A 24,009-nucleotide genomic window follows, 5' to 3' on the forward strand; every position below is an offset into this window, starting at 1 on the left:
TGCCTGCGGATCAGGCAACGGCGGTCGCTTCTATTTCGAACATCAGGTCGGGCAGGGCAAGGCGTGTCACGCCAAGAAGTGTCATGGGTGGACGAGCCTGTGCTGATCCGAGCCGGGCGCCGAGCAGATCGAAATTGCGCATCGCCGCATCCACGTCGGTCGTATAAACGGTGAGCCGCACCAGATGCGCGAATCCCATTCCGGCTGCTTTCAGAATCGCTTCCATATTGTCCAGCGAAAGCTCGATCTGTTTGCGCATTTCGCCGACATGCCGAGGTGCACCCTTTTCGTCGACGGATGTTTGGCCTGCGCAGAAAAGATGTCTGGTTGATCCCTCGATTATCTCTGCCTGATTGTAGCCCAGTTGCAACGACCATGCCCACGGATTGACGGCTGTTCTGTTCATGGAAATCTCCTTTCACGCTCGGTTCCAAGGCCTGTTTTAGACCACAGGCCTGCTGTCACCGTGGTGAGAGGAGTGTTGCGGGCATGTCGGAAATACCCTCTGAATTCGCCTGTTTAACCCTTGGCCGCCACCATGCCATGATGGGCAGATGGCAGGAGAGGTGCGGCATGTCCTATTACGACGCCTATCTGATACCGGTTCCCGAAGCAAAGCTCGCTGCCTACAAGGCCTTTTCGGCACGCATGGCTGCGATTTATCGGGAATATGGCGCATTGCGGGTAGTGGATTGCCTGCTCGATCCGGAAGTCCGGGATGGGGCGGAATTTCATGCCGAAGGCGCGCGGGAGGCGGCCTCGGCCGTCACGCTGCGGGATTTTCATGCGGCGGCGGATACGCGGCCGGGCGAAGTGGTGGTGCTCTCCTTTACCGAATGGCCGAGCAAGGCCGCGCGCGATGCCATCCTGCCCCGTGTGCTGGCCGATCCCCGGGTCCAGCCGGTCAAGGGAGAGGACATGGTCTTCGAAGGCACCCGGCTCGTGGCCGGCGGGTTCCTCGGGCTTCTGGAAGGCTGACGGCAAAGGAAAGATTTGCGGCAGATCCTGTCTGTCAGATCTCGTGCCGGCGGATATTGGTAAGGATGCGGTGGAGCACCGAGAGGAACTGCTTGTATTCCTCCTCGTCCACGCCATCGAACATGTGCAGGAAGAGGTCATACATGGTCGGCCAGACCTTGCCGAAGGCGGCGCGCCCCTCTTCTGTGATCGAGACATCGCGGATGCGCATGTCCTCGGCGCGCGGCTGGCGGCGGATATAGCCCTGTTCTTCCAGCGAATCGAGCGTCCGGCTCATGGTCGACTGTTCGGTGACGGCAAAGACCGAGAGCTCGTTGATCGTCAGCGACGGCGTCAGCGTCAGGATCGCCAGCGCCCGCATCTTGGTGGTGGTGATGTCATGCGTCTTCAGCTCTTCCGCCAGATTGGCGTTCCAGCGGGCCGCGATGCGGTTCATCATGTAGGGCGCAAACTGGTTGAGCCCGATCTCCCCCATGGTCGGAAGGGTTTCATCCGTATCGCCGGGGCGTCGCAAGATCCTGCCTGAGAACCGGTCTTCCATGCGGATGATCTGCCTTCTCGTTTGTTGCTATTTCAGGGATGAGGCCAGGAGGAAACCGGAACCGCCACCCAAGCCCGGCCCGGGATGGGTCGAGGCGCCGATGTGGTAGAGCCCCGGAATGTGGGTCGTGTGGTTAACAGAAGACTTGAACGGGCGCCACAGGAAAAACTGGTCGAGTCCGCAGAAGCCCCCATAGGGATCGCCGCCCACGAGATTGACGTTCATCTTCTCGAGATCGGCAGGCGAGAAGGCGCGGCGCGCAATCACGTTCTCGCGGAAATTCTCGATCCGGTCGGAAAGCATCGCCTCGATCCGGTCTGCATAGCGCTCGCGGATCTCCTCCGTCCACTGGCCGTCGGCCCCGATCCCGATCTCGCCGGCGGCATCGCCCTTGAGGAAGCGGGGCGCTTCCGGCAGCTGAAGCCACAGCACCGCCTGCCCCTCCGGTGCACGGCTCTTGTCGAAGGCGGTCGGCTGGCCCACGCAGACGGTGGGTTCTGCCGGCAGAAGGCCGCGCTCCGCCTCGTTCGCCGCCCGGGATACGCCGTCCAGGCCGGGGGTCAGATGAAGAAGGGCAACCTCGGAAAGTTCGGCCCCCGCCTTCCAGCGCGGCGGGCTTTTCAGCGCATAGTGGATCTGCATGTTGCCCTTGCCATGGCGGAAGGTGGAAAGCCCTTCCGTCACCGTTTCGGGAAACGGCGCTGGCCAGTCCTTCAGGAGGCCACCGTAAAGCTGGCCGGGGGCAACCGAGCAGATCACGCCATGGGTGGCGCGGATCGTCTCGCCGCTGGCCAGCGTCACGCCACCGGCACGCCCGCCAGCACCCTCTATGATCCCGGTCACGTCCGCGCCCGTGCGGATCGTGCCGCCATGATCGGTGATCAGTCGTTCGAAGGCCTTGACCAGATTGGCCGCGCCGCCCTTGACGATCGGGCAACCCGCCAGCTCGATGGCAAAGCCGATGACCTTGGCCATCTGGGCCGAATAGGCGCTTTCGGGGCCGAGGCCCGTATGCAGCACCCAGGGCGCCCAGAGTGCGCGGGTAACCTCGGAACGGTAACTGGTTTCGAGATAGGTCCGGGCGGGCGCAAGCGCCTCGCCGAACCAGCCGGCGAGATTGCGGAAACCGCGCCGCCAGGCTTCCTTGAGAACTGTCTTCGCCATGCCAAAGGACCAGAGCGAGCCGCCAAGCAGCGAAAAGAGGAAGGGCGCATCGCCGCCGAGGCGGTCCATTTCCCGGGCAAAGGCTGCGCCGTCGCCGGGCAAAAGCGCCTCCATCATCGCCACGTTGCGGGCGCGGTCCATGGAGAAGATTGCATGCGATCCATCGGGCCGGAGCACACCGGTCGGCAGCGCCGCATGGGCAAATTCGAGGCCGCGGGCCTCCAGATCCTTGCCGAGCGCGCCATAGGCGGGCGAGGTGAGGAAGAGTACCATGGTGGTGGCCATCACGTCATGGGTGAAGCCGGGCGCCGTCAGTTCTTCGGTGCGCAGGCAGCCGCCCAGTGCCCCGTTGCGCTCGAGAAGCGTGACGCGCTTGCCCTTCCTGGCAAGCAGTGCCGCCGCGACGAGCCCGTTGATGCCGCTGCCGACGATGACGTAATCCGGCTGTTCCATGGTCCCCCTCCTCCCGAATGCGAGGAAGCGGGACTTTCACCCCGCTTCCGAACGTCTTGCCGATCAGCCGGCAACCAGCGCCAGCGCGCGGATCGGCGAACCCGTGCCGCTGACGAATTTCAGCGGCGCGGCGATCAGCACCGCGCCCTTCGGCGGCAGCTGGTCGAGATGGCAGAGGCTGGCGAGGCCATAGCGGTTGGCCTTGTGCATCAGGTTGTGGGCCGGGAAGGGCGGGTTCATGCCGCCTGCGGCGCCTGCATCCGTGCCGATGCATTCCGTGCCCCAGCCGATGGCGCCCTTTTCGAGAATGTACTCGATAGCGTCAGGGGTCGGGCCGGGCGAATGCGGACCGTTCTCGTCGGCATTCAGGAAGGTTTCGGCCGAGCCGTTGCGCTTGTACCAGTCGGTGCGCATCAGCACCCAGCTGCCGGCTTCGATGGCGCCGTGCTTGGCTTCCCAGGCCTTGATACCGTCAGCCGTCAGCAGGAAATCCGGGTCCTTGGCAGCTTCGGCCGAGCAGTCGATGACATTGACCGGGGCCACGAAATTCTGTGCCGGAATGCGGTCGGTCGTGCCGTCGGCATAATCCTTGCCGGTGATCCAGTGAACCGGTGCGTCGAAATGGGTGCCGGTATGCTCGCCGAGCTCCAGCCAGTTCCAGGCCCAGAAGGGGCCGTTCTTGTCGTAGTGGGAGATGTTGTGCACCTTCACTTCCGGCGTGTTGACGGCGATTTCGGGCGGCAGCTTGATGACCGGCGTTTCGGGGCCGAGCGGCGCTGTCAGGTCGATCACCTTGACCGAACCGGAAAGAAGGGCGGATGCGAGCTGAGTGAGTGAAGTGGCAGACATGGACAGTTCCCCTGTTGGCCGTCCGTCGCCGCTTCCTCCTACGGCATGACCTCCGGACGGCGATCGGAAGGGAGCCTATGTCACAAAATATGTGCTTGCAAGTATTTTACGTGACGCCATGCGGGCTTTCGAGAGAACGGGCTTTCGCCCGGTAGGAGCCGCTTGATGGCTGTCAATCCTTCCGATTCAGGGGTCAGAAAGCGAATAGGCGACCTGCCGAAACCCCGTCCACCCCGCGCTTCGCCCTTGACCGATGCGAGAAAAATGTATGCATATGAGAATAAAGAGGCTGGAAGAACCTGAGGGGAGGAACACATGACGGCAGTCGATGCAGTGGTGATCGGGGCGGGGCATAACGGGCTGGCTGCCGCGGTCAATCTGGCAGCGAAAGGCTGGTCGGTCACCGTCATCGAAGCCAGGGACGAGCCCGGTGGCGCGGTGAAGACGCGGGAACTCACCCTTCCGGGCTTCCGGCACGATCTTGCGGCCATGAACCTCTCGATGTTCGCCGGCTCCGCCTTCCATGGCCAGCATGCGGGCGATCTCGCCCGCCACGGCCTCGGCTTCGTGCCAGCCGAACATTGCTTCGCCAGCATCTTCCGCGACCAGACCTGGCTGGGCGTCAGCAAGGATCTCGGCCTCACCACCTCCCGCATCGCGGCGCTCTCGCCCCGGGATGCGGAGGCCTGGAAGGCGATGTTTGACGAATTCGGTGCCGATGCGCCGCATATCTTCGGCCTGCTCGGCTCTCCCATGCCCTCCTATGATGCCTTCAAGGTGCTCTGGAGGGCCTGGCGCGCCCGCGGTACGGCCTGGGTTTATGACATGGTCCGCCTGCTGCTCGCCTCGCCGCGCGATTTCCTGGATAGCCGCTTCGAGAACCAGAAGGTGAAGACGATGATGGCGGCCTGGGGCCTGCATCTCGATTTCTCCCCGGATACGGCCGGCGGCGCGCTCTTCCCCTATCTGGAATCCATGGCGAACCAGGCCTTTGGCATGGTGATCGGCAAGGGCGGCGCGGCCACCATCATCGATGGCATGGTCGGTCTGCTGAAGGAAAAGGGCGGCACGGTCCGCACCGGTTCGCCGGTCGAGGAGATCCTCACCTCGGGCGGCCGGGCAAGCGGCGTACGGCTGGTGAGCGGCGAAGTCATCGAGGCCCGTCGTGCGGTGATTGCCAATGCCCATCCGAAGCTCGTCTTCGGCAAGCTTCTGAAGGCCGATCCGGCGCGCGCCGGCTTCGACCGGAAGATCGCCGGCTTCCGCGCCGGTCCGGGCACGATGATGATTCATCTGGCGCTGGACGGCCTGCCCGACTGGACCGCAGGTGAGGAGCTGAAGCAGTTCGCCTATGTGCATCTCGCCCCCGACCTGCCGATGATGGCCAAGGCCTATGGCGAGGCGGCCTCCGGCATCCTTCCGTCCGAACCGGCCCTTGTGGTCGGTCAGCCGACGGCGCTCGATCCCTCGCGCGCGCCGGAAGGAAAGCATGTGCTCTGGGTGCAGGTGCGGGTGCTGCCTGCCGAAATCGGAGGCGATGCGGCCGGCGAGATTGCGCCGGGCACCCCTTGGGATGCGGCAAAGGATGCCTACGCCGATCGCGTCATTCGCCTCATCGAAACCTATGCGCCGGGTCTTTCGGGGAAAATCCTCGGCCGCTCGGTCTTCTCGCCCGCCGATCTCGAAGCGGAAAACCCGAACCTGATCGGCGGCGACAATCTTTCCGGCAGCCACCATCTCGACCAGAACTTCCTGTTCCGGCCAGTTGCGGGCTATTCGCGCTACAAGACACCGGTCACGGGTCTCTATCTCTGCGGCGCCTCCACCTGGCCGGGCGCCGGCACGGGGGCGGGCTCCGGCCAGATGCTATCGAAGATGCTCGCCGGTTGAAGGCTCCACCCCGACCTTTGACATTTAAAGCATTTCGTCTAGAGGTTGGGGAGGGGGCAGGGCAGGCGTCGGACAGCGGAAGGGGTGACCCCATGGATCTCGAAATCATCGTTCAGGGGGCGCAGGCCGAAAGCAAGCCGGAGCTGAAGCTCTGGCTGCGTCTTCTGTCGACCACCAAGCTGATGTCTCACGAAATCCGCCGCCGTTTGCGGGCGGAATATGGCGCGACGCTGCCCCAGTTCGACCTGCTCGCCCAGCTCTATCGCGAGCGGGACGGTCTGCGTCTCGGCGAGCTTTCCCGTCGCACCATGGTGACCAATGGCAATGTCACGGGTCTGGTCGAGCGGCTGGAGGCCGATGGCCTTGTGATCCGCGAAACCCCGGATGGTGACCGGCGCGTGACGGTCGCGAAGCTGACCCCCAAGGGAGAAGAGTTTTTCGCCGGCATGGCCGCCGCCCATGAGGGCTGGCTGCGCGACATGATGGCCGATGTCTCGCCCGAACTGATCCAGTCCATGCTGCGCGAGGTCGGCCTGCTGAAGGCCTCGGCCCGCAATCATCTTTCCGGTACGGAAGACGAATAGAAAAAGGGCTCCCGGCGCGAACCGAAAGCCCTTTATGATCTCATCCGATTGTTACTCGGCGTCAGCCTTGCTCAGCGTTTCGAGCGTCGGCATGGAGGTGATGTTGTAGCCGGAATCCACATAGTGGATCTCGCCCGTCACCCCGCGCGACAGGCCAGACAGCAGATAAAGGGCCGAAGAGCCGACATCCTCGATCGTGACGGTGCGGCGCATCGGCGAGTTCTTCTGCTGCCAGGAAAGCATGGCGCGCGCGTCCGAAATGCCGGCGCCCGCAAGCGTCCGGATCGGACCGGCCGAAATCGCATTCACGCGCAGGCCGCGCGGACCGTAATCGGCGGCGAGATAGCGCACGGAGGCTTCCAGCGCCGCCTTGGCCACGCCCATCACATTATAGTTCGGCATCACCCTAACCGATCCGCCATAGGTGAGCGTCAGCATGGATCCGCCCTCGTTCATGATGGCGGCGGCGCGCTTGGCCACTTCCGTGAAGGAGAAACAGGAAATCACCATGGTGCGGGTGAAATTGTCCCGCGTGGTGTCCGCATAAAGCCCCTTCAGCTCGTTCTTGTCGGAGAAGCCGATGGCATGGACGATAAAATCGATCCCGCCCCAGCGCTCCTTCAGCGCGTCGAAGACCGCATCCACGGAGGCGAGATCCTCCACGTCGCAGGGAAGAAGGAAGTCGGAGCCGACTTCGGCCGCCAGCGGCTTCACGCGCTTGCCCAGCGCCTCGCCCTGATAGGTGAAGGCGAGTTCCGCACCTTCCGCGGCGATCGCCTTGGAAATCCCCCAGGCGATCGAGTGATTGTTCGCGACGCCCATGATGAGCCCGCGTTTCCCCTGCATCAGCTGTGCCATGCCCCGTTACCCGTTGTAGCGCTGGAAGACCAGCGTCGCGTTCGTGCCGCCGAATCCGAAGGAGTTGGATAGCGCGGTGTCGATCTTTGCATTGTCGATGCGGCTGCGCACGATCGGCACGCCGGAAAATTCCGGATCGAGCTCGGTGATGTGCGCGCTCTCGCCGATGAAGCCGTTCTGCATCATCAGCAGCGAGTAGATGGCTTCCTGTGCACCGGCCGCACCCAGAGAATGCCCGGTCAGCGACTTGGTGGACTGGATGTGCGGCATCTTCTCGCCGAAGACTTCGCGGATCGCGCCGATTTCCTTGGAATCGCCCACCGGCGTGGAGGTGCCGTGGGTGTTGATGTAATCCACCGCACCCTTCACCGTGGAAAGCGCCTGGCGCATGCAGCGCATCGCGCCTTCGCCCGAGGGGGCCACCATGTCGTAGCCGTCCGAGGTCGCGCCATAGCCGACCAGTTCCGCATAGATTTTCGCGCCGCGGGCCTTGGCATGTTCCAGCTCTTCGAGAACAAGAACGCCGGCACCGCCTGCAATCACGAAGCCGTCACGCGACACGTCATAGGCGCGCGAGGCAGAGGAGGGCGTATCGTTATACTTCGACGACATGGCGCCCATGGCGTCGAAGAGGTTCGACATGGACCAGTCGAGATCCTCGTGGCCGCCGGCAAAGACCATGTCCTGCTTGCCCCACTGGATCATTTCCGCCGCATTGCCGATGCAGTGCGCCGAGGTCGAGCAGGCCGAGGAGATGGAATAGTTGACGCCATGGATCTGGAACCAGGTGGCCAGCGTTGCCGAGGCGGTCGAGGACATCGCCTTCGGCACGGCGAACGGGCCGATGCGCTTCGGAGAATTGTTCTTCTGGGTGATTTCCGCCGCTTCGATGATGGTGCGGGTGGAAGGTCCGCCCGAACCCATGATGATGCCCACGCGCTCGCGCTTGGCATAGTCGGCCTCTTCCAGGCCGGCATCCGCAATCGCCTGCTTCATGGCGACGTGGTTCCATGCACCGCCCTGCGACAGGAAACGCATGGCGCGGCGGTCGACGAGCTCCGTCGGATCAAGCGTCGGCCGGCCCCAGACCTGGCAGCGGAAGCCGTGCTCGGCGAAATCGTTGGAGAACGAAATGCCGGACCTGGCATCACGCAGCGAGGCGGTGACTTCCGCGGCATCGTTCCCGATCGAGGATACAATGCCCAGACCCGTAACTACTACCCGTCTCATCATGGAAACCTTTTCTTGTCGTTTCGTCTGTTGGATCGCCAGGGGCACATGTGGTCCCGCAAGCGATCCTGCAAGTGTCAGGCCTTGGAAAGACCGACGCGAAGGTCGGTCGCCTGGTAGATCGGCTCGCCGTCCGCCTTCAGCACGCCGTCGGCGGTGCCGAGCACCAGACGGCCGCGCATCACGCGCTTGAAGTCGATCTCATATTTCAGGAGCTTGGTATCGGGACGCACCATGCCCTTGAACTTCACTTCGCCAGTGGAAAGCGCCATGCCCCGTCCGGGTTCCCCGAGCCAGCCGAGGAAGAAGCCGGTCAGCTGCCACATGCCGTCGAGACCGAGGCAGCCGGGCATGATCGGATTGCCCTGGAAATGGCAGGGGAAATACCAGTCGTCGGGGCGCACATCGTATTCCGCGCGGATGAAGCCCTTGTCGTGCAGGCCGCCAGTTTCGGAAATTTCGGTGATGCGGTGAACCATCAGCATAGGCGGCAGAGGAAGCTGCGCATTGCCCGGACCGAAAAGCTCGCCCCGACCGCATTGAAGAATTTCCTCGTAATTGTAGCTCGACTGTCTGGTTCCCATGGACCCCGTATTCCTTGACTCTGTGCCGTTGTTCTTTCACTGCTCTAAAGCAAGATTAAGCCAAAATGAAGCGCAACAATGGTCGCGGCAGCGCGCTTGACTGGCCTGCCCACGCCTTTTTTGCAAGAGGCATGGCAGGGCAAGGCCCGCAAAAGCCTTTGCGGGCAGGGTCTTGGGGTCCGTGAGCCCCTTTGTCGCTATTGAAAGCGACCCGACATGAAGTTATATGATGTGCGGATAAAGAACCTGTGACAGCCACCCGCAAAGGGTCGGCCCCCCTGTGGTGGAGATGAAATGACGGTCATGACGGATGCAGGAGCGGAACGACGGCTTCGCCGCCACGGGCTGAGGCCCACCCGCCAGCGCATCGCGCTCGCCGATCTCCTGTTTGCCAAGGGTGACCGGCATCTTACCGTCGAAGAACTGCATGAGGAAGCGGTAGAGGCCGGCGTGCCCGTTTCGCTCGCCACCGTCTATAACACGCTGCACCAGTTCACCGAGGCGGGCATGATCCGGGTTCTGGCCGTGGAAAGCGCCAAGACCTATTTCGACACCAATGTGTCCGATCACCATCACTTCTTCATCGAAGGCCGGAACGAGGTGCTGGACATTCCGGTATCCAACATCACCATCGATAATCTTCCGGCAGCGCCCGAAGGCATGGAAATCGCCCATGTGGATGTCGTGATCCGCCTCAGGCCCAAGCAGGCCTGAAGCCTCCCCTTCGTCACATCACATCGTCGGGATGGCGGCCGGGCCGCGCCTTGTAGGGCGGAAAGGTCCAGCCAAAAAGCAGCGCGCCACCACGCACCAGAAAAGCAAGAACCGAGCCGAGCAGCGAGGCGAGCCAGAGCGGTGCGCCGAGCGTGAGGGCGAGCGTGAAGAGCGCCGCCCCCGCAAGAGCGGCCGTGATGTAGATTTCCGGACGCAACAGCACCGACGGCTCGTTGGCGAGAATATCGCGCAGGATCCCCCCGAAGGCCGCCGTCATCGTGCCCGTGACGATGGCAACCGTCGGCGAGCCGGTTGCGGCCAGCCCCTTGGCGGCGCCCATCACGCAATAGGCGGACAGCCCTATAGCGTCGAGCCAGACCAGCAGCCGGTAGCGGGATTCGAACAGATGCGCGGTGAAGAACACCAGAACGCCCATGGCGATGCAAACGAGAATATAGGTCGGCTTCATCACCCAGAAGACCGGCAGTCGCCCGAGGATGATGTCGCGCAGCGTTCCGCCGCCGATGCCTGTGACGGCAGCGAGGAATAGAAAACCGATGAGATCGAGTTCCTTTCGGGATGCCGCAAGCGCTCCGGTGGCGGCAAAAACCGCGACGCCGGCATAATCCAGAAATTCGAGCAGCGACATCGATCCCCCATCCCGTTCGGGCGCAACCTGGAAAAAGCGCGCGCTTTCAAGCCTCCCGTCTCACCCATTCGCTGTCAAGGGCGGCGCAAGCTCTAAGCCCCATTATGCGCGCAGCAATTCTCACGCCGCGGGCCCCTCAATGCTGATCCGAAAAGCCATCGCCGCCGCCATCGGCGCCATTCTCGCCGTTCTTCCGCTCGTCGCTGGCGCGCAGCAGCAGCTCGTCCAGGATCCCGAGCGGTTCGAGCGCCAGCATTTCACGGAGATCTGCCAGACTGCGATGTTCGATGACGGCTTTGCCAAGGTTCTCGATATCAACAATGATGGCATCAAGGACATGGTCGTCGATGAAGGCAAGATCACCTGCGACGGCAAGGCGAATTATCTTTGCGACGAAGAAGGTTGCCCATCAAACTTCTATGTGCAGGTCAAGGAGGGCGGATATATCCTGGTGGCGACCGCCCGTATCTATGGCTATGACTTCAAGATGCGCTTCGGCAACATGGTCTTCGTCTTCAGCATGCATCAGAAATATTGTGACCGGACCGAAGGCGATCGCTGCCAGATGACCGTACGGGTGCGGGGCACCCGTTTCGTCACCATCAGCAAGCAATAAGCCAAAATCTGGATCAGGGTGCCGGAAACAAACTGTCCGTGCGCCCGGCAAGGTAATTGCCGATGAGCCCCGACCATTCCAGAACGGCCGTGGTCGTGACATTGAAATTGGCCATGGGCTCGTAGAAATCGAGCACGAAGCCCGACGCTGCGTCCGCTTCGTAGTCGGTCGGCCAGGGCAGAACGGTCACGCCCGCCACCCGGAACATTCCGACCGCGCGGGGCATGTGGAAGGCGGAGGTGATCAGCAGGCAGGGACCGAGCTTCTCGCGCTTCAGGATCGCCGCGGTATTCACCGCATTCTCGTAGGTGTTGCGCGACAAGGGCTCTGCGATGATGCGGGAGGGATCGATGTCGAAACCGTCGATCAGGCGCAACGCGATGGTTGCATCGTCGTCATACATCGCCGACATGTGGCCGTCGCCCCCTGACACGATGATCCTGGCTTCCGGATAAATGCGAGCAAGCCGCATCATCTCCACGAAGCGATCCCCGGCATTGTTGAGCTCCGCTCTTTTCCGGCCCGTGGAGATCTCGCTTTCGAAACCGCCACCCAGAACCACCATGCAGCTCGGTGCGGCGCTGAGTTGCGCCCGCGGGAAGCGGTCCTCCAGAATCTTCAGCAACAGGGCGCCACTGGTCGTATAGAGTGTGACGAACAGCACAAGCACGGTGAAAAGGCCGATCAGCCCCTGCAGCCGGCGCCAACCGAAAACGCCCGCCGCAAATGCGGCGAGCGTGAGCAGAAAGATCAGGCTGGGCGGCTGGATGACCAGACCATAAGCCTTCGAGATCAGGTACATGGCGGATCAGGCCTGCGGACGCCCGAGCGTCTGTTCGACAGCGGGGGCCGACGCCTTTCCGCGACGCAGATACCAGATGCCCCCCGCAATCACCGCGCCGGCAGCAATGATGCCCAGCGCCAGCAGCGGACGATAGGCAAACCAGCCCAGCGCAATCACCAGAGGCCCGAGAATGAGCGTCAGCAGAAGGGCGATCGTACCGGTGCCGAACGCGACCATCGATCCGATAAGCGGAATGACATCGGCCAGCACGGAAAGGATGGAGAAGGTCATCACGAAGCCGATGAGCATCATGAACAGTCCGCCGGCGCGGACCAGCCAGGTGATGATCACGTTGACATCTTCCGCATCCTTGAACATCTGCGCGGCAGGAACCTTGCCTGCGGCAGACAAGAAGATCTCGTGACCGTTGGAAGCCGCGTAGGAGCCGAGGCCGTCACCGATCTGCTTGCCAACGAAGCTCGCTTCCTTGAGGTCGCCGCGGGAATAGCTGATGCGCAGGTCGCCCACCCGCGGGCTCGTGGGATTGTTGCCCGCATAGATGCCGCCCTGAGACAGCTTGAGCGTGCGGCCATCGCCGAAGAAGGCATTGAAGGCGGCAAGATTGTCTTCGGTCAGCTTGACGGCACTTGCTTCGCCGAGCGGCGCAATGTCCTCACCCTTGATGGTGAAGCCGCCCACCTGGGCGTCCGGGACTTCGAATGTCTGGCTGGTGACGGGCATTTCCGGATTCTGGTGGCCGTCCGGCTGCTTGAAATCGGAGGAGTCCACATAGCGGTCGCTCCATTCCTTGGAGTAGGAATAGGTGGTCACCGTTTCCTCGCTGCCGCCGAGCTGCTTCTCGGTCTTGGAATCCTGCTTCTCTACCCACTGATACATTTCGACGGAACGGTTCAGCCCGACCGCACCATCGGCGCTGATGCCGAAATCCGCGTCTTCCACGATGCCGCCGGGTTTGACCGCCCCGGAAATATGCACCAGTTTGCCTTCGTTCGCCGCATCGGGCGACGCCGAATCCACGTCGATGACCAACCCTGCGCCTTCTACAAGCGCCCGGTAAGTGTTGATGGCCCGGCCCTCGTTCCAGAAGAGCAGGACGATGGAAGCGACAATCAGGATCAACCCGATAACGATCTTGATCAACGCTTCCTTGATGCGGGTAAACCAGGATTTGGTCGTGGTTTCCGTAAAGCTCATGTGTATGTCCCCTGTTCGAGCCGTATCCCGTCCTGTTTCCCTGTTGACGGACGGCTTCGCTGAGGCGGCCTTTTACACCAATTTTGCACCCTGCGCTTGAAAAAGAGCAATTCGGAATATGATCGCCCAAAAATGTTTCAAAGCTTGCCGAACGACTGCCGACCTATACTTGGCCATAGGCCTTGACGACTTGCGAAAGCACCGTCCTTTCCGCCTCTTTGGCCGCATCTGTCGTCCCATTTTCCGTCTCGCCCTCCTTGCCCTCCAGCGAGCGAATGGAGAGCAGGGTTTTCAGCGCCGCATCGGCCGGCGTCGTGGTTCTGGATTCATTCCGCTGCTTCTCGGCCTCCTTGGCCTCTGCTGCGGCCTTGAAGTCCTCTTCCCGCTTTGCCTGTTCCTTCTTGAAGATCTGGCCGGCGTAGAAAACCTTCTCACGGATCACGATTTCTGTCGGGGGAACACCTTCACCGTTTGCAATCACGATCTTGAATTCCCCCGGTGGGAACTTCTCGCGATTGTCTTCGATAACCGTCCTGAGCGCGTTTGCCTGCATATCCGTGTGGGCTGCGCCATCCACCGGGCCGAGGGAGTTTTCCTTTATCTTCTTGTAGGCATCGTTGAACGCCTTGTTGAGGCTCTTGTCGGTTGCGAAAGCCTCGAGAACGCCGAGCTGCGCCTTGGGCGGCACGAAGCTGACCTCGTCGGATATGGCAAAGCTGGAGGCGCTGAGGGTCTTTTCCTGCTGCAGGAAAAGAGCAAGCGTTGCGGCATTCATGTTGCGGTAAACTGAGACCATGGATGGAGCTCCTGAGCTGGTGCAAGGGAGCGCAGGGCCGGAGGGGTCAGACCGGAAATATCATCGCGCAATATTCATACTTGATGTATTGCGAATAGTAGAAAACAATAAAATTAACGCAAGGTTAAAACAGAAAGAAAAGGGTGAAAATTGGTGGAGCTAAGCGGGATCGAACCGCTGACCTCTTGCATGCCATGCAAGCGCTCTCCCAGCTGAGCTATAGCCCCATCAAAGGTACCGGGCGAGGCCCGGTCCGGGAACCGAGGAGAGTGTTTCGTCCCCGTCGGTGGCGGCTTGATACTTCCAGTTTCCTGTCATGACAAGCCTAAAAAAATCGTCCGGCGCATTTTTTTCAAAACCTTGCGCCGGACCGCTATCCTGCTGACGGATCAGACTTCGTCGTCGCCGCCAGTCACGCCGATCAGGCCGGTCATGTCGTCGTCGTCATCGTCTTCATCGGCTTCCAGGAAGGTGTCGTCGTCGTCATCGCCGAGATCCACGTCATCGTCGCCCATATCGGGCAGGTCATCGCCGCCGGCCGCATCGTCGGCATCTTCCAGCGATACGAGCTCGACTTCCGTGCTTTCGGTATCGACTTCCGCGACCTCTTCTTCGGCAGCCTTCTCCATGATGGCTGCAACGGAAGTTTCCTCGAAATAGGAAAGCGGCCAGGATTTGCCCGTATAGGGCGAAACGACCGGATCGCGATTGAGATCGTAGAACTTCTTGCCGGTGTCCGGGCAAGTCCGTTTTGTGCCAAGTTCCGCTTTTGCCACTGTCAAAGCCTCTTGCTGGCCGGTCGGAGGACCGGAGGGGACCGGAATGTCCGGCGCCATAGGGAAATAGGTTAGCGGGTCGCCTTAATCTATGGCGGCTTTCCTGTCAAAGCGAAACTTGTTGGCCCGGCGCCGGCTTCGTGCTATCGCCAGCCGCGCTTGCCAGAGGGGGCGGGATTTTTTTTCGTATTTAATCGGTTCAGATTCGATCCGACATGCGCTAAAGCCTCACCGTCCCGCCCGCGAACAGAAGACGTGAAGGAAGAAGATCGATGTCCCATGGCGCCGCCCCGAAGCCTGCCACTGCCAGCCGCTCCGAGAACCTCTCCGGCACGGTGACCATCCCCGGGGACAAGTCGATCTCGCATCGCTCCTTCATGTTCGGCGGCCTTGCGGCCGGCGAAACCCGCATCACAGGCCTGCTGGAGGGCGAGGATGTGATCAATACCGGCCGGGCCATGTCCGCCATGGGCGCGAAGATCCGCAAGGAAGGCGAGACCTGGATCATCAACGGCACGGGCAATGGCGCCCTTCTGGCTCCGGAAGCCCCGCTCGATTTCGGCAATGCCGGTACAGGCTGCCGCCTCACCATGGGCCTCGTCGGAGTGTATGATTTTTCCTCCACCTTCATCGGGGATGCCTCTTTGTCCTCGCGGCCCATGGGCCGGGTGCTGAACCCGCTGCGCGATATGGGCGTGCAGGTGGAAGCCGCCGCCGGCGACCGCCTCCCCGTCACGCTGCGCGGGCCGAAGACACCGGCACCGATCACCTATCGCGTGCCCATGGCGTCCGCCCAGGTCAAATCCGCCGTTCTCTTGGCGGGGCTGAATACACCGGGCATTACGACGGTCATCGAGCCGATCATGACCCGCGACCATACGGAAAAGATGCTGGCCGGCTTCGGCGCGGCGCTTTCGGTGGAAACCGATGCCGACGGCGTGCGTACCATCCGCCTCGAGGGTCGGGGCAAGCTTACCGGCCAGACGATTGCCGTCCCCGGCGATCCCTCGTCCACCGCCTTCCCGCTGGTGGCCGCGATCCTCGTTGCGGGCTCGGACATCACCATCCGCAACGTTCTGATGAACCCGACCCGCACCGGCCTCATCCTGACGCTGCAGGAAATGGGCGCCAATATCGAGATCCTCGATCCGCGCCTTGCCGGCGGGGAAGACGTGGCCGACCTGAGGGTCCGCCATTCCGAACTCATCGGCGTGACCGTGCCGGAAGACCGGGCCCCCTCGATGATCGACGAATATCCGGTTCTTGCCGTTGCCGCCGCTTTCGCCCGCGGCGAAACGGTCATGAACGGGCTGGAAGAGCTGCGCGTCAAGGAGAGCGACCGTCTCTCCGCCGTCGCCAACGGATTGAAGGTGAACGGCGTCACCTGCGTGGAGGGCGAGTCCTCCCTTTCCGTCACCGGTCGTCCGGATGGCAAGGGCTACGGCACGCCGAAGGATGCGGCCGTCAGGACCCATCTGGATCATCGCATCGCGATGAGCTTCCTGGTCATGGGCCTGGCCGCGGAAAACCCGGTCACCGTGGACGACGCGACGATGATCGCGACCTCCTTCCCCGAATTCATGGACCTGATGACCGGCCTCGGCGCCCGCATCGCCTGACGTTTCAAGCAAAGGAAGATCGGGCCGGAAATCTTAGCCTCCCGAGGGGCATTTGCGCACTCGGGACAATCCGACCATTTCACCTGCGGAATGCGGGCAACAAAAAACCCGGCTCGAAGGCCGGGTTTTGCATGTCGTCTGTCCGGACCTTACGGGGTCGGCAGCGGAACCGGGGTGTCGGCCAGCGTCGCAAGATAGGCGATCAGATTGGCGCGTTCGTCGTCCTTCTTCAGACCGGCGAAGCCCATGGCGGTGCCGGCCACATACTTCTTCGGTGCATGCAGGAAGCCGTTCAGGTGGTCGAAGGTCCACTTTTCGGAGCCGCCCTTGGAGAAATCCTTCATGGCAGCCGAATAGGCGAAGCCCTCATGGGTCGCGATCGGGCGATCGACCAGGCCGTAAAGGTTCGGACCGACCTTGTTGGGACCACCCTTGGTCCCGTCATGACAGGCCTGACACTTCTTGAAAACGGCTTCGCCTGCCTTTGCATCGGCCTTTGCCAGCAATTCTGCGATCGGAACGGCAGCCGCAGCAGCTTCACCGCCACCCGCAGAAGCTTCACCCGATTCGGCGGCCGCAATTTCGAAACCGGCCTTTTCGGGCGCTTCCGACTTGAAAATGCCTTCAGACGCGATGGATACGGACATCAGCACAAAAACGGTTCCCAGAAGGGCACCGACGCCCATGTTCACATATGAATTCATCAGCGAATGCTCCCCATGTAGCCAGTGCCTCGTCGTAACAGGCCATCTTGAAATCGCGCGGAACCTATGTCTTTTGGTCCGCCGTTGCAACAGTGTTTATGCCCCGATTGCTGAGACTTTTTGCCACTTTTTCGCTGGGGAGAGAAGGGCGCTTCATGAATAATCACCGATTTGACCGGTCTCTTGTGCTGATACCGGCCCGCATGGCCTCAACACGCCTGCCCGGAAAGCCTCTGGCCGACATCGGCGGCCTTCCGATGATCGTGCAGGTGGCGAAACGGGCAGCCGAAGCCGGCGCCTCGCGAATCATCGTGGCGACCGATACGCCGGACATTGTGGAGGCCGTGAAGGCCCATGGCTTCGAAGCCGTCATGACGGCCGCCACCCACCAGTCCGGCTCGGACCGCATCTTCGAGGCGCTCGGCAAGGCCGATCCCGAGGGCCGGGCGGAGATCGTCGTCAACGTCCAGGGCGATCTGCCGACCATCGATCCCGCCAGCATCCGCGCCGCGCTCGCCCCGCTCGAAGACCCCGCCGTCGATATCGCGACGCTGTGTGCCGTCATCCATGACGAGGCAGAGAAGACCAATCCCAATGTGGTGAAGGTGGTGGGCTCACCTGTGTCGCAGAGCCGTCAGCGGGCGCTCTACTTCACCCGCGCCACCGCGCCATACGGGCCGGGACCGCTCTATCACCATATCGGTCTCTATGCCTATCGCCGCGCCGCGCTCGAACGCTTCGTCGCGCTCGGGCCTTCGGCGCTGGAACGGCGCGAGTCGCTCGAACAGCTCCGTGCGCTGGAGGCCGGCATGCGCATCGATGTCGAGATCGTTGACACGGTTCCGCTCGGTGTCGATACTCCCGCCGACCTCGACAAGGCCCGGCAGATGCTCGGCCACTCCCCTCGCTGACGGACGCTCCCATGACCATGAAAACCAACCGCATCGCCTTCCAAGGCGACTTTGGCGCCAATTCCGATATGGCCTGCCGCGACATGTTCCCGCAGATGGAGCCCTTGCCGTGCCAGACCTTCGAGGACGCCTTCATGGCGGTGGAAAATGGCGATGCCGATCTGGCGATGATTCCGATCGAGAACACCATTGCCGGCCGCGTCGCCGACATCCACCATTTGCTTCCGGAATCACGCCTTCATATCGTCGGCGAATATTTCATGCCGATCCGTTTCCAGCTCATGGTCCTGCCGGGTGTGGGCAAGGACGAGGTCCGCACGGTTCACAGCCATATTCATGCCCTCGGCCAGTGCCGCAAGATCATCCGGGTGAACGGCTGGAAGGCCGTCGTCGCCGGCGATACGGCGGGGGCGGCAAAGCTCGTCTCCGAAACCGGTGACCGGTCCATGGCAGCGCTGGCTCCGCGCCTGGCTGCCGATCTCTATGGCCTGCACATCCTGGCGGAGAATGTCGAGGATACGGATAACAACGTCACCCGTTTCGTGGTGCTGTCCCGCGAGGAGAAGTGGACCGAGCAGGCCGGCGGACTGAATGTCACCACCTTCGTCTTTAATGTCCGCAACATTCCCGCTGCCCTCTACAAGGCCATGGGCGGCTTCGCTACCAACGGCATCAACATGACGAAGCTGGAGAGCTATCAGCTCGGCGGCCGCTTTGTCGCCACCCAGTTTTATGCCGATATCGAAGGGCATCCGTCCGATACGCCCGTCCGGCAGGCGCTCGAGGAATTGCGCTTCTTTTCCGAAAAGGTCCGCATTCTCGGCGTTTACAAGGGACATAGGATGCGCAGCCAGCTCTAGTCCGGGCGCCAGGACCCCGTCAGGCGGTCACCGCATCCTTCAGGCCGGGCACGTCCATATGCAGGGGCGGCCAGACGCGGTTGCGCCCGTGATTCTTGGCGGCATATAGCGCCCGGTCGGCCCGGGAAATGATTTCGTCCGGGGCCGCCTGGGCATGTTCGGCGCGCGAAACGCCGAAACTTGCCGTTACCACCGACCCCGCCGAACTGCCGGGATGGGGAATGCCCTGCCTTTCCAGCGAACCGCGAATTCGCTCCGCCAGCTGGATCGCGCCGCACAGATCCCGTTCCCGGACCAGGAGCAGAAATTCCTCGCCGCCATAGCGGAAGGCGTCGCCATCGGTATCGCCCATCTCGGCGAGCAGCAGAAGGGCCACCTGTTTCAGACATTCATCGCCGGCCAGATGGCCGAGCCGGTCATTGTAGATCTTGAAGTGGTCAATATCGAGAATGATGACCGCATGGCCCTCTTGCCAGCCGGGCATGTGCTGGTCCAGCAGTGCGAAACGGGCCTCCAGGGCGCGGCGATTGTAAAGGCCGGTCAGTGCGTCCCGATTGGAGATGCCTTCCATCTGGGTGGCCCGCACCCGCTCGCGGAGGGTCATCAGATAGAGAAGCCGTTGCTCCCGTTCCATCGTATAGGCAGCAAAAAGAATGAAGGCCGATCCGGTGATAACGGTGAGTTCGATGGCAAGAACCACCTCCTGCGACGACAGCCCCTGAAGCAACACAGAAACGGCGAAGATCAGGTTGAAAAGCACGGCGGTCGCGAGTGTATACCAGAACTCCATCCGCTGGATGAGGCATCCATAGAGAATGACCAGGAGGGCGCCCTGGTTGTAGATCACCCGGTCCGGATCCTCACTCAAGACCAGCAGCCAGGCCGTTGCCGAGAAGGAAATGATGAGGTTGAGGGACGCCAGAAGGTTGCGGTATCGGGCGAGCCGGCTTTCCTGCAAGACCACATAGATCAGGATCGAAATCGGTGTAACGACCAGCAGGCGGACGATGACGGCCAGATGGAACACATCGGAAATCAGCATCGAATCGGCAATCAGGAACAGGTTGTAGAGCAGAATGCCGATCAGGGCGGATTTGGTGAGCTGCATGACCTTGCGAGGACCCGTCTCGCGGTCATATTCACGCTCGATATCCGCGGGAAAGCGAAGCCATCTAGCGCCGCGGGCAATCTCTGTCTCCACCGCCTGCGCGGTCAGTCCGGCGGGGGGTGGCAATGCAATTTCTGGTATGCCCATCTGTCTGATCGCCCCGACCTCAACCCCCAATGCTATGTTTTCTTTATAACAATAGACTCACGCAACCACAAATGATTCATGCGTTGCATGCGGGGCTCGGTCCAGAACTCAGCTCGCTGGCCAGTCTACCCAGTCGCGCAGCAGCCGGTGGGCGATAGCCCCTTCCGGCGGCGACCAGTGAGCGGCTCCCTCTTCGGCCACCAGCAGCGCGCGCGCCTCTTCGCGGCTAAACCATCGGCAGTCTTCCAGTTCGCTTTCGTCGCGGCGAATATCCTGCGACCTTGCCTCGGCAAAACAGCCGATCATCAGGGAATGAGGCATCGGCCAGGGCTGCGAGGCATGGTAGCGCACCTGCCCCACATGAATGCCCGATTCCTCGAAGGTCTCGCGCCGGACGGAATCCTCGATCGTCTCGCCCGGCTCGACGAAGCCCGCGAGGCAGGAATACATGCCGGGCGGGAAATGGGGCCCGCGTGCCAGCAGGCAGCAGTCGCGCTCGATGTCGACCGTCAGCATGATGACCACCGGGTCGGTACGAGGAAAGGCCACCTGGCCGCAGGCCGTGCATTCCCGCTTGTAGCCGCCCGCACGGCTTTCCATCGGGGCGCCGCAGCGTCCGCAGAACCGGCTGGTGCGGTTCCAGGAGAGCAGACTGGACGCCTGGGCGAACTCGCCGAGCACTTCGCCGGTGAGGTGTCCTTCCCGATAGATGGTCCGCCCGTCGAGGACTTTCAGATGCCGGGCAAAACCTTCCGGATCGCCCTTGACGGGAACCGCCAGCCGCGGCTCGCCCGAGCGGCGGTAGCCGAGCAGGATCGCTTCATCGAAATCGGGCTCCAGCTCTTTCATCTCATAGAGCGCAAAGAGCGGATCGAGCACCTGCCCGTCATGCTTCAGCACCAGCTTGCCGCCGGAAAAGGCGAAAACATGGGCGCCATCCACCTTGAGCGCCTGTTCGATGCAATCCTCGGCGCGATGTTCCGACTGGCGGTCGAGCGCGTTGGCCGCAAAGGCCGTCAGGCGGCTGGGTTCGGGATGGGGCGGCAGGCGGTCGAAGATCGAACGGGTCATGCGGAAAGCGCTTTCAGGATCTGGCGGGTGAGGTCTCGTCTGTCGGCATCGCTGCGCGGTTCGGCCGTGCCGAAGCCCCAGACGGGTCTCGGCCAGTTCGCATCGCCCTCGCGGCGGGCGACCACGTGAATATGCAATTGGCGGACGATGTTGCCTATGGCGGCAATGTTGATCTTGTCAGCCCCGGTAACGGCCTTGAGCGCCGCGCCTACGCGGTTTGCTTCCGCCGCGGCGGTCATCTGGTCCTCTGGCGAGAGGTCGAAGGGTTCGGAAATGCCGGGCCTGCGGGGAACGAGCACCAGCCAGGGCCAGCGGCCATCCTTCATCAGCCTCACCTCGCTGAGGGCGAGATCGAGGATCCAGTCCGAATCGGCCTTCAGCCTTTCATCCACAGCGAATGCCTGCAAACCATGGCCTCCCGTTCATTGGCTTGCAGATGCTTAGCAGTTTTTTCCGTCCTTGGCTTGCATTTGCCGCGGTAATTTCCGATATGTGCCTTGGGAGGTTGGTGGTGGACGTTCCACTCGCCAACCGGGTCAGGTCCGGAAGGAAGCAGCCCTAACGAGCCCGGCACGGGTCATCGTTCCAGCCTCCCACCCTTCATTTTCACGGGGTTCGCGGCAACAGACCCTTGCGCTTCGGGCGCAGCAGGGCGTGAGAGGGCTTGAGACGCCATGAGCGAGATGGAGCCGAGCGGCGCACAGGGTCAGCAGGGTTCCGGATACCGGGTTCTCGCCCGCAAGTACCGCCCCAAGGATTTCACGGATCTGATGGTCGGCCAGGAGCCGATGGTCCGCACGCTCACCAACGCCTTCGAGACGGGCCGCATCGCCCAGGCCTACATGCTGACGGGCGTGCGCGGCGTCGGCAAGACCACGACCGCCCGCATCCTCGCCCGCGCGCTCAACTACAAGACCGCAGACATCGACCGTCCGACCATCGACCTGAAGATCCCCGGCGAGCATTGCCAGGCGATCATGGAAGGCCGGCATGTGGACGTGATCGAGATGGACGCCGCCTCCCATACCGGCATCGACGACATCCGCGAGATCATCGAGCAGGTGCGCTATCGCCCGGTTTCGGCGCGCTACAAGGTCTATATCATCGACGAAGTGCACATGCTCTCGACCCAGGCCTTCAACGGCCTGCTGAAGACGCTCGAGGAGCCGCCGGAGCATGTGAAGTTCATTTTTGCCACCACGGAAATCCGCAAGGTGCCGATCACGGTTCTGTCGCGCTGCCAGCGCTTCGACCTGCGCCGCATCAGCGCCTCCGATCTCGTCGGCCTGTTCAGCGTGATTGCGGCCAAGGAAGGCATTCCCGCCGAACCGGAAGCGCTGGCAATGATCGCCCGTGCCGCCGAAGGCTCGGCCCGCGACGGTCTCTCGCTGATGGATCAGGCGATCGCCCATGGCGGCGGCCGGGTGGAAACGGACGCGGTGCGCGGCATGCTCGGCCTTGCCGATCGCGCCCGCATCGTCGATCTGTTCGAACATGTGGTGCGGGGCGATGCCGCCGCCGCGCTGCAGGAATTTGCCAGCCAGTACGAAGCGGGCGCAAGCCCCGTCGTGGTGTTGACGGATCTTGCCGATTTCACCCATCTCGTCACCCGCTTCAAATATGTGCCGGACGCCGCCAAGGATCCCTCGCTGAGTGAGGTCGAGCGCGTCCGAGGTGCCGAATTCGGCCAGACGCTCGCCGTCAGCACGCTTTCGCGCATCTGGCAGATGCTGCTGAAGGGCATTGCCGAAACCGAAGGGGCCGCACGCCCCGCCGGCGCGGCCGAAATGGTGTTGATCCGGCTTGCCCATGCGGCAAGCCTTCCCTCACCGGAAGAAGCCGCGCGCATGGCGATCCAGTTTGCCAATGGCGGCGGCGCCCAGCCGCAGGGCGGGCGTTCCCCCTCTCCGGGCAATGGCGGCGGTGCGGGCATGCAGGGCGGGGGCGGCGCCATGGCGGTTGCCGCCGGCCAGCCGATGCCGTCTGCCGGTCCGCGCCCGCAGGGTCAGCCGGTCGCCCATCTGCGCGCCCTCGAGGGTTCGAAGCCTGCCCCCGAAGCGGTCGGCAGGACGGAAGCGCAGCGCGAGCCGCTGGTGGATATCCGCAGTCTCGCCGACATGGTCGATCTCTGCACCGGCAAGGATGCCGTTCTGAAGGCGAAAATCCGCAATTTCCTCAAGCTCGTGCGCATCGAGCCTGGCCGGCTGGACGTGGCGCTTGCAGAGGGAGCGCCGGGAACGCTGCTCAACGAGCTTTCCGCCAAGCTGCGCGAATGGACCGGCATTCACTGGGCCGTATCGCTCAGCAAGGAAGAGGGTGCACCCACCATCGTCGCGCAGGAGGCGGCCCAGCATGGCGCGCGCCTTGTCGATGCCCGCTCCGATCCGGATGTGGCGGCGATCCTGTCGCGGTTTCCCGGAGCCAAGGTGACCGATGTCCGCATCCGCGTCATCGACGAGGATGATGCTGACGAAGGAGAGGTTGCGCCCCCTGCTCTGGCCGAAAGCGAAGAGGGCGACATCCTGCCCGGCGACGATATCATATTCTGATCCCGTTCAATTGTGACAGTCAAAGGAGTTGGCCGATGAAGGACATCATGGGCATGATGGGCAAGGTCAAGGAAATGCAGGCCAAGATGGAGAAGATGCAGGCGGAAATCGCCGCGCTCGAAGTCGAGGGCAAGGCGGGCGGCGGTCTCGTCACCGTGCGCATGAACGGCAAGTCCGAGCTCCTCTCGGTCAAGATCGATCCTTCGCTTTTCAAGGAAGACGAAGTCGAGATCCTCGAAGACCTGATCATCGCCGCCCACAAGGATGCCCGCCAGAAGGCGGAGGCGCAGACCGCTGAAAAGACCCAGGCGCTCACCGCCGGCCTGCCGCTGCCCCCGGGCTTCAAACTGCCCTTCTAA

The 24,009-nt window shown here is 62.4% G+C and carries 26 protein-coding genes, 1 tRNA gene and 1 other RNA gene; 11 read left to right on the forward strand and 17 right to left on the reverse strand.

What is annotated here, in order from left to right:
* Nucleotides 1-10: 10 nt before the first annotated feature.
* Entirely contained in the window at nt 11-406 is a 396-nt protein-coding gene (locus ACT54B_RS05820) for a RidA family protein (RefSeq protein ID WP_476043599.1), read from the reverse strand.
* Nucleotides 407-573: 167 nt separating this feature from the next.
* Here ACT54B_RS05820 and ACT54B_RS05825 point away from each other — a divergent pair, with 167 nt between their 5' ends.
* Complete coding sequence (locus ACT54B_RS05825) at nt 574-978, forward strand: DUF1428 domain-containing protein (protein WP_476043600.1); 405 nt, start codon at nt 574-576, stop codon at nt 976-978.
* A gap of 34 nt (nt 979-1,012) precedes the next feature.
* On the opposite strand, the gene ACT54B_RS05830 is transcribed toward ACT54B_RS05825, so the two are convergent.
* The 3 genes from ACT54B_RS05830 to ACT54B_RS05840 form a co-directional block, all read right to left on the reverse strand.
* Nucleotides 1,013-1,519, reverse strand: a complete 507-nt coding sequence (locus tag ACT54B_RS05830; protein WP_476043601.1) for a MarR family winged helix-turn-helix transcriptional regulator — start codon at nt 1,517-1,519, stop codon at nt 1,013-1,015.
* A 27-nt stretch (nt 1,520-1,546) separates the two neighbouring features.
* Nucleotides 1,547-3,136 carry a phytoene desaturase family protein gene (locus tag ACT54B_RS05835; protein WP_476043602.1) on the reverse strand — a complete coding sequence of 530 codons (1,590 nt, stop codon included), beginning with the start codon at nt 3,134-3,136 and terminating at the stop codon, nt 1,547-1,549.
* Nucleotides 3,137-3,199: 63 nt separating this feature from the next.
* Entirely contained in the window at nt 3,200-3,985 is a 786-nt protein-coding gene (locus ACT54B_RS05840) for a cyclase family protein (protein WP_476043603.1), read from the reverse strand.
* 315 nt (nt 3,986-4,300) lie between these two features.
* Between ACT54B_RS05840 and ACT54B_RS05845 the strand changes: the two genes are divergently transcribed.
* A complete protein-coding gene (locus ACT54B_RS05845; protein WP_476043604.1) occupies nt 4,301-5,875 on the forward strand; it encodes a phytoene desaturase family protein in 1,575 nt (524 codons plus the stop codon).
* 92 nt (nt 5,876-5,967) lie between these two features.
* A complete protein-coding gene (locus ACT54B_RS05850) occupies nt 5,968-6,459 on the forward strand; it encodes a MarR family winged helix-turn-helix transcriptional regulator (protein ID WP_476043605.1) in 492 nt (163 codons plus the stop codon).
* Between the two features lie 51 nt (nt 6,460-6,510).
* Here the strand turns inward: ACT54B_RS05850 and fabI are convergent, their stop codons facing one another.
* The 3 genes from fabI to fabA all read right to left on the reverse strand — a co-directional run bounded on the left by fabI (nt 6,511) and on the right by fabA (nt 9,131).
* Entirely contained in the window at nt 6,511-7,317 is an 807-nt protein-coding gene (gene fabI, locus ACT54B_RS05855) for an enoyl-ACP reductase FabI (RefSeq protein ID WP_476043606.1), read from the reverse strand.
* 6 nt (nt 7,318-7,323) lie between these two features.
* Complete coding sequence (gene fabB, locus ACT54B_RS05860; protein WP_476044786.1) at nt 7,324-8,547, reverse strand: beta-ketoacyl-ACP synthase I; 1,224 nt, start codon at nt 8,545-8,547, stop codon at nt 7,324-7,326.
* Between the two features lie 77 nt (nt 8,548-8,624).
* Entirely contained in the window at nt 8,625-9,131 is a 507-nt protein-coding gene (gene fabA / locus ACT54B_RS05865) for a 3-hydroxyacyl-[acyl-carrier-protein] dehydratase FabA (RefSeq protein WP_476043607.1), read from the reverse strand.
* Nucleotides 9,132-9,425: 294 nt separating this feature from the next.
* Between fabA and irrA the strand changes: the two genes are divergently transcribed.
* On the forward strand, nt 9,426-9,845 hold the full coding sequence (irrA, locus tag ACT54B_RS05870) for an iron response transcriptional regulator IrrA (RefSeq protein ID WP_476043608.1): 420 nt from the start codon (nt 9,426-9,428) through the stop codon (nt 9,843-9,845).
* Between the two features lie 13 nt (nt 9,846-9,858).
* On the opposite strand, the gene ACT54B_RS05875 is transcribed toward irrA, so the two are convergent.
* Nucleotides 9,859-10,494 (reverse strand): trimeric intracellular cation channel family protein, encoded by a 636-nt coding sequence (locus ACT54B_RS05875; RefSeq protein WP_476043609.1) that lies wholly within the window; start codon nt 10,492-10,494, stop codon nt 9,859-9,861.
* Nucleotides 10,495-10,633: 139 nt separating this feature from the next.
* Between ACT54B_RS05875 and ACT54B_RS05880 the strand changes: the two genes are divergently transcribed.
* Complete coding sequence (locus ACT54B_RS05880; protein ID WP_476043610.1) at nt 10,634-11,110, forward strand: hypothetical protein; 477 nt, start codon at nt 10,634-10,636, stop codon at nt 11,108-11,110.
* Nucleotides 11,111-11,123: 13 nt separating this feature from the next.
* Here ACT54B_RS05880 and ACT54B_RS05885 read toward each other — a convergent pair whose 3' ends face one another.
* The 5 genes from ACT54B_RS05885 to ACT54B_RS05905 form a co-directional block, all read right to left on the reverse strand.
* Complete coding sequence (locus tag ACT54B_RS05885; protein WP_476043611.1) at nt 11,124-11,912, reverse strand: YdcF family protein; 789 nt, start codon at nt 11,910-11,912, stop codon at nt 11,124-11,126.
* A gap of 6 nt (nt 11,913-11,918) precedes the next feature.
* Nucleotides 11,919-13,109, reverse strand: coding sequence for a TMEM43 family protein (locus ACT54B_RS05890; RefSeq protein ID WP_476043612.1), 1,191 nt, complete (start codon nt 13,107-13,109; stop codon nt 11,919-11,921).
* A 163-nt stretch (nt 13,110-13,272) separates the two neighbouring features.
* On the reverse strand, nt 13,273-13,905 hold the full coding sequence (locus ACT54B_RS05895) for a hypothetical protein (protein ID WP_476043613.1): 633 nt from the start codon (nt 13,903-13,905) through the stop codon (nt 13,273-13,275).
* A gap of 151 nt (nt 13,906-14,056) precedes the next feature.
* Nucleotides 14,057-14,132 (reverse strand) — tRNA-Ala (locus ACT54B_RS05900).
* A gap of 162 nt (nt 14,133-14,294) precedes the next feature.
* The gene (locus ACT54B_RS05905; RefSeq protein WP_476043614.1) at nt 14,295-14,681 is read right to left on the reverse strand and encodes a TIGR02300 family protein; all 387 of its coding nucleotides are present in this window, start codon (nt 14,679-14,681) and stop codon (nt 14,295-14,297) included.
* Between the two features lie 272 nt (nt 14,682-14,953).
* Between ACT54B_RS05905 and aroA the strand changes: the two genes are divergently transcribed.
* Nucleotides 14,954-16,300: a 3-phosphoshikimate 1-carboxyvinyltransferase gene (aroA, locus tag ACT54B_RS05910; RefSeq protein WP_476043615.1), complete on the forward strand. Its 1,347-nt coding sequence runs from the start codon at nt 14,954-14,956 to the stop codon at nt 16,298-16,300.
* Nucleotides 16,301-16,449: 149 nt separating this feature from the next.
* Here the strand turns inward: aroA and ACT54B_RS05915 are convergent, their stop codons facing one another.
* On the reverse strand, nt 16,450-17,004 hold the full coding sequence (locus ACT54B_RS05915; protein ID WP_476043616.1) for a c-type cytochrome: 555 nt from the start codon (nt 17,002-17,004) through the stop codon (nt 16,450-16,452).
* Between the two features lie 155 nt (nt 17,005-17,159).
* Here ACT54B_RS05915 and ACT54B_RS05920 point away from each other — a divergent pair, with 155 nt between their 5' ends.
* Nucleotides 17,160-17,915, forward strand: a complete 756-nt coding sequence (locus ACT54B_RS05920) for a 3-deoxy-manno-octulosonate cytidylyltransferase (RefSeq protein WP_476043617.1) — start codon at nt 17,160-17,162, stop codon at nt 17,913-17,915.
* An 11-nt stretch (nt 17,916-17,926) separates the two neighbouring features.
* Nucleotides 17,927-18,775, forward strand: a complete 849-nt coding sequence (locus ACT54B_RS05925) for a prephenate dehydratase (RefSeq protein ID WP_476043618.1) — start codon at nt 17,927-17,929, stop codon at nt 18,773-18,775.
* Between the two features lie 19 nt (nt 18,776-18,794).
* Here ACT54B_RS05925 and ACT54B_RS05930 read toward each other — a convergent pair whose 3' ends face one another.
* The 3 genes from ACT54B_RS05930 to ACT54B_RS05940 form a co-directional block, all read right to left on the reverse strand.
* On the reverse strand, nt 18,795-20,030 hold the full coding sequence (locus ACT54B_RS05930; RefSeq protein WP_476043619.1) for a GGDEF domain-containing protein: 1,236 nt from the start codon (nt 20,028-20,030) through the stop codon (nt 18,795-18,797).
* Nucleotides 20,031-20,138: 108 nt separating this feature from the next.
* Complete coding sequence (nudC, locus tag ACT54B_RS05935) at nt 20,139-21,101, reverse strand: NAD(+) diphosphatase (protein WP_476043620.1); 963 nt, start codon at nt 21,099-21,101, stop codon at nt 20,139-20,141.
* Nucleotides 21,098-21,508, reverse strand: a complete 411-nt coding sequence (locus tag ACT54B_RS05940) for an HIT domain-containing protein (RefSeq protein WP_476043621.1) — start codon at nt 21,506-21,508, stop codon at nt 21,098-21,100. Before ACT54B_RS05940 ends, nudC begins: the two co-directional genes overlap by 4 nt.
* A gap of 93 nt (nt 21,509-21,601) precedes the next feature.
* Here ACT54B_RS05940 and ffs point away from each other — a divergent pair.
* The 3 genes from ffs to ACT54B_RS05955 all read left to right on the forward strand — a co-directional run bounded on the left by ffs (nt 21,602) and on the right by ACT54B_RS05955 (nt 24,009).
* Nucleotides 21,602-21,698, forward strand: an RNA gene (ffs, locus tag ACT54B_RS05945) — signal recognition particle sRNA small type.
* A gap of 77 nt (nt 21,699-21,775) precedes the next feature.
* A complete protein-coding gene (locus ACT54B_RS05950) occupies nt 21,776-23,650 on the forward strand; it encodes a DNA polymerase III subunit gamma/tau (RefSeq protein WP_476043622.1) in 1,875 nt (624 codons plus the stop codon).
* Between the two features lie 35 nt (nt 23,651-23,685).
* On the forward strand, nt 23,686-24,009 hold the full coding sequence (locus ACT54B_RS05955) for a YbaB/EbfC family nucleoid-associated protein (protein ID WP_476043623.1): 324 nt from the start codon (nt 23,686-23,688) through the stop codon (nt 24,007-24,009).

This window comes from Gellertiella sp. DMC107 (assembly GCF_056313605.1).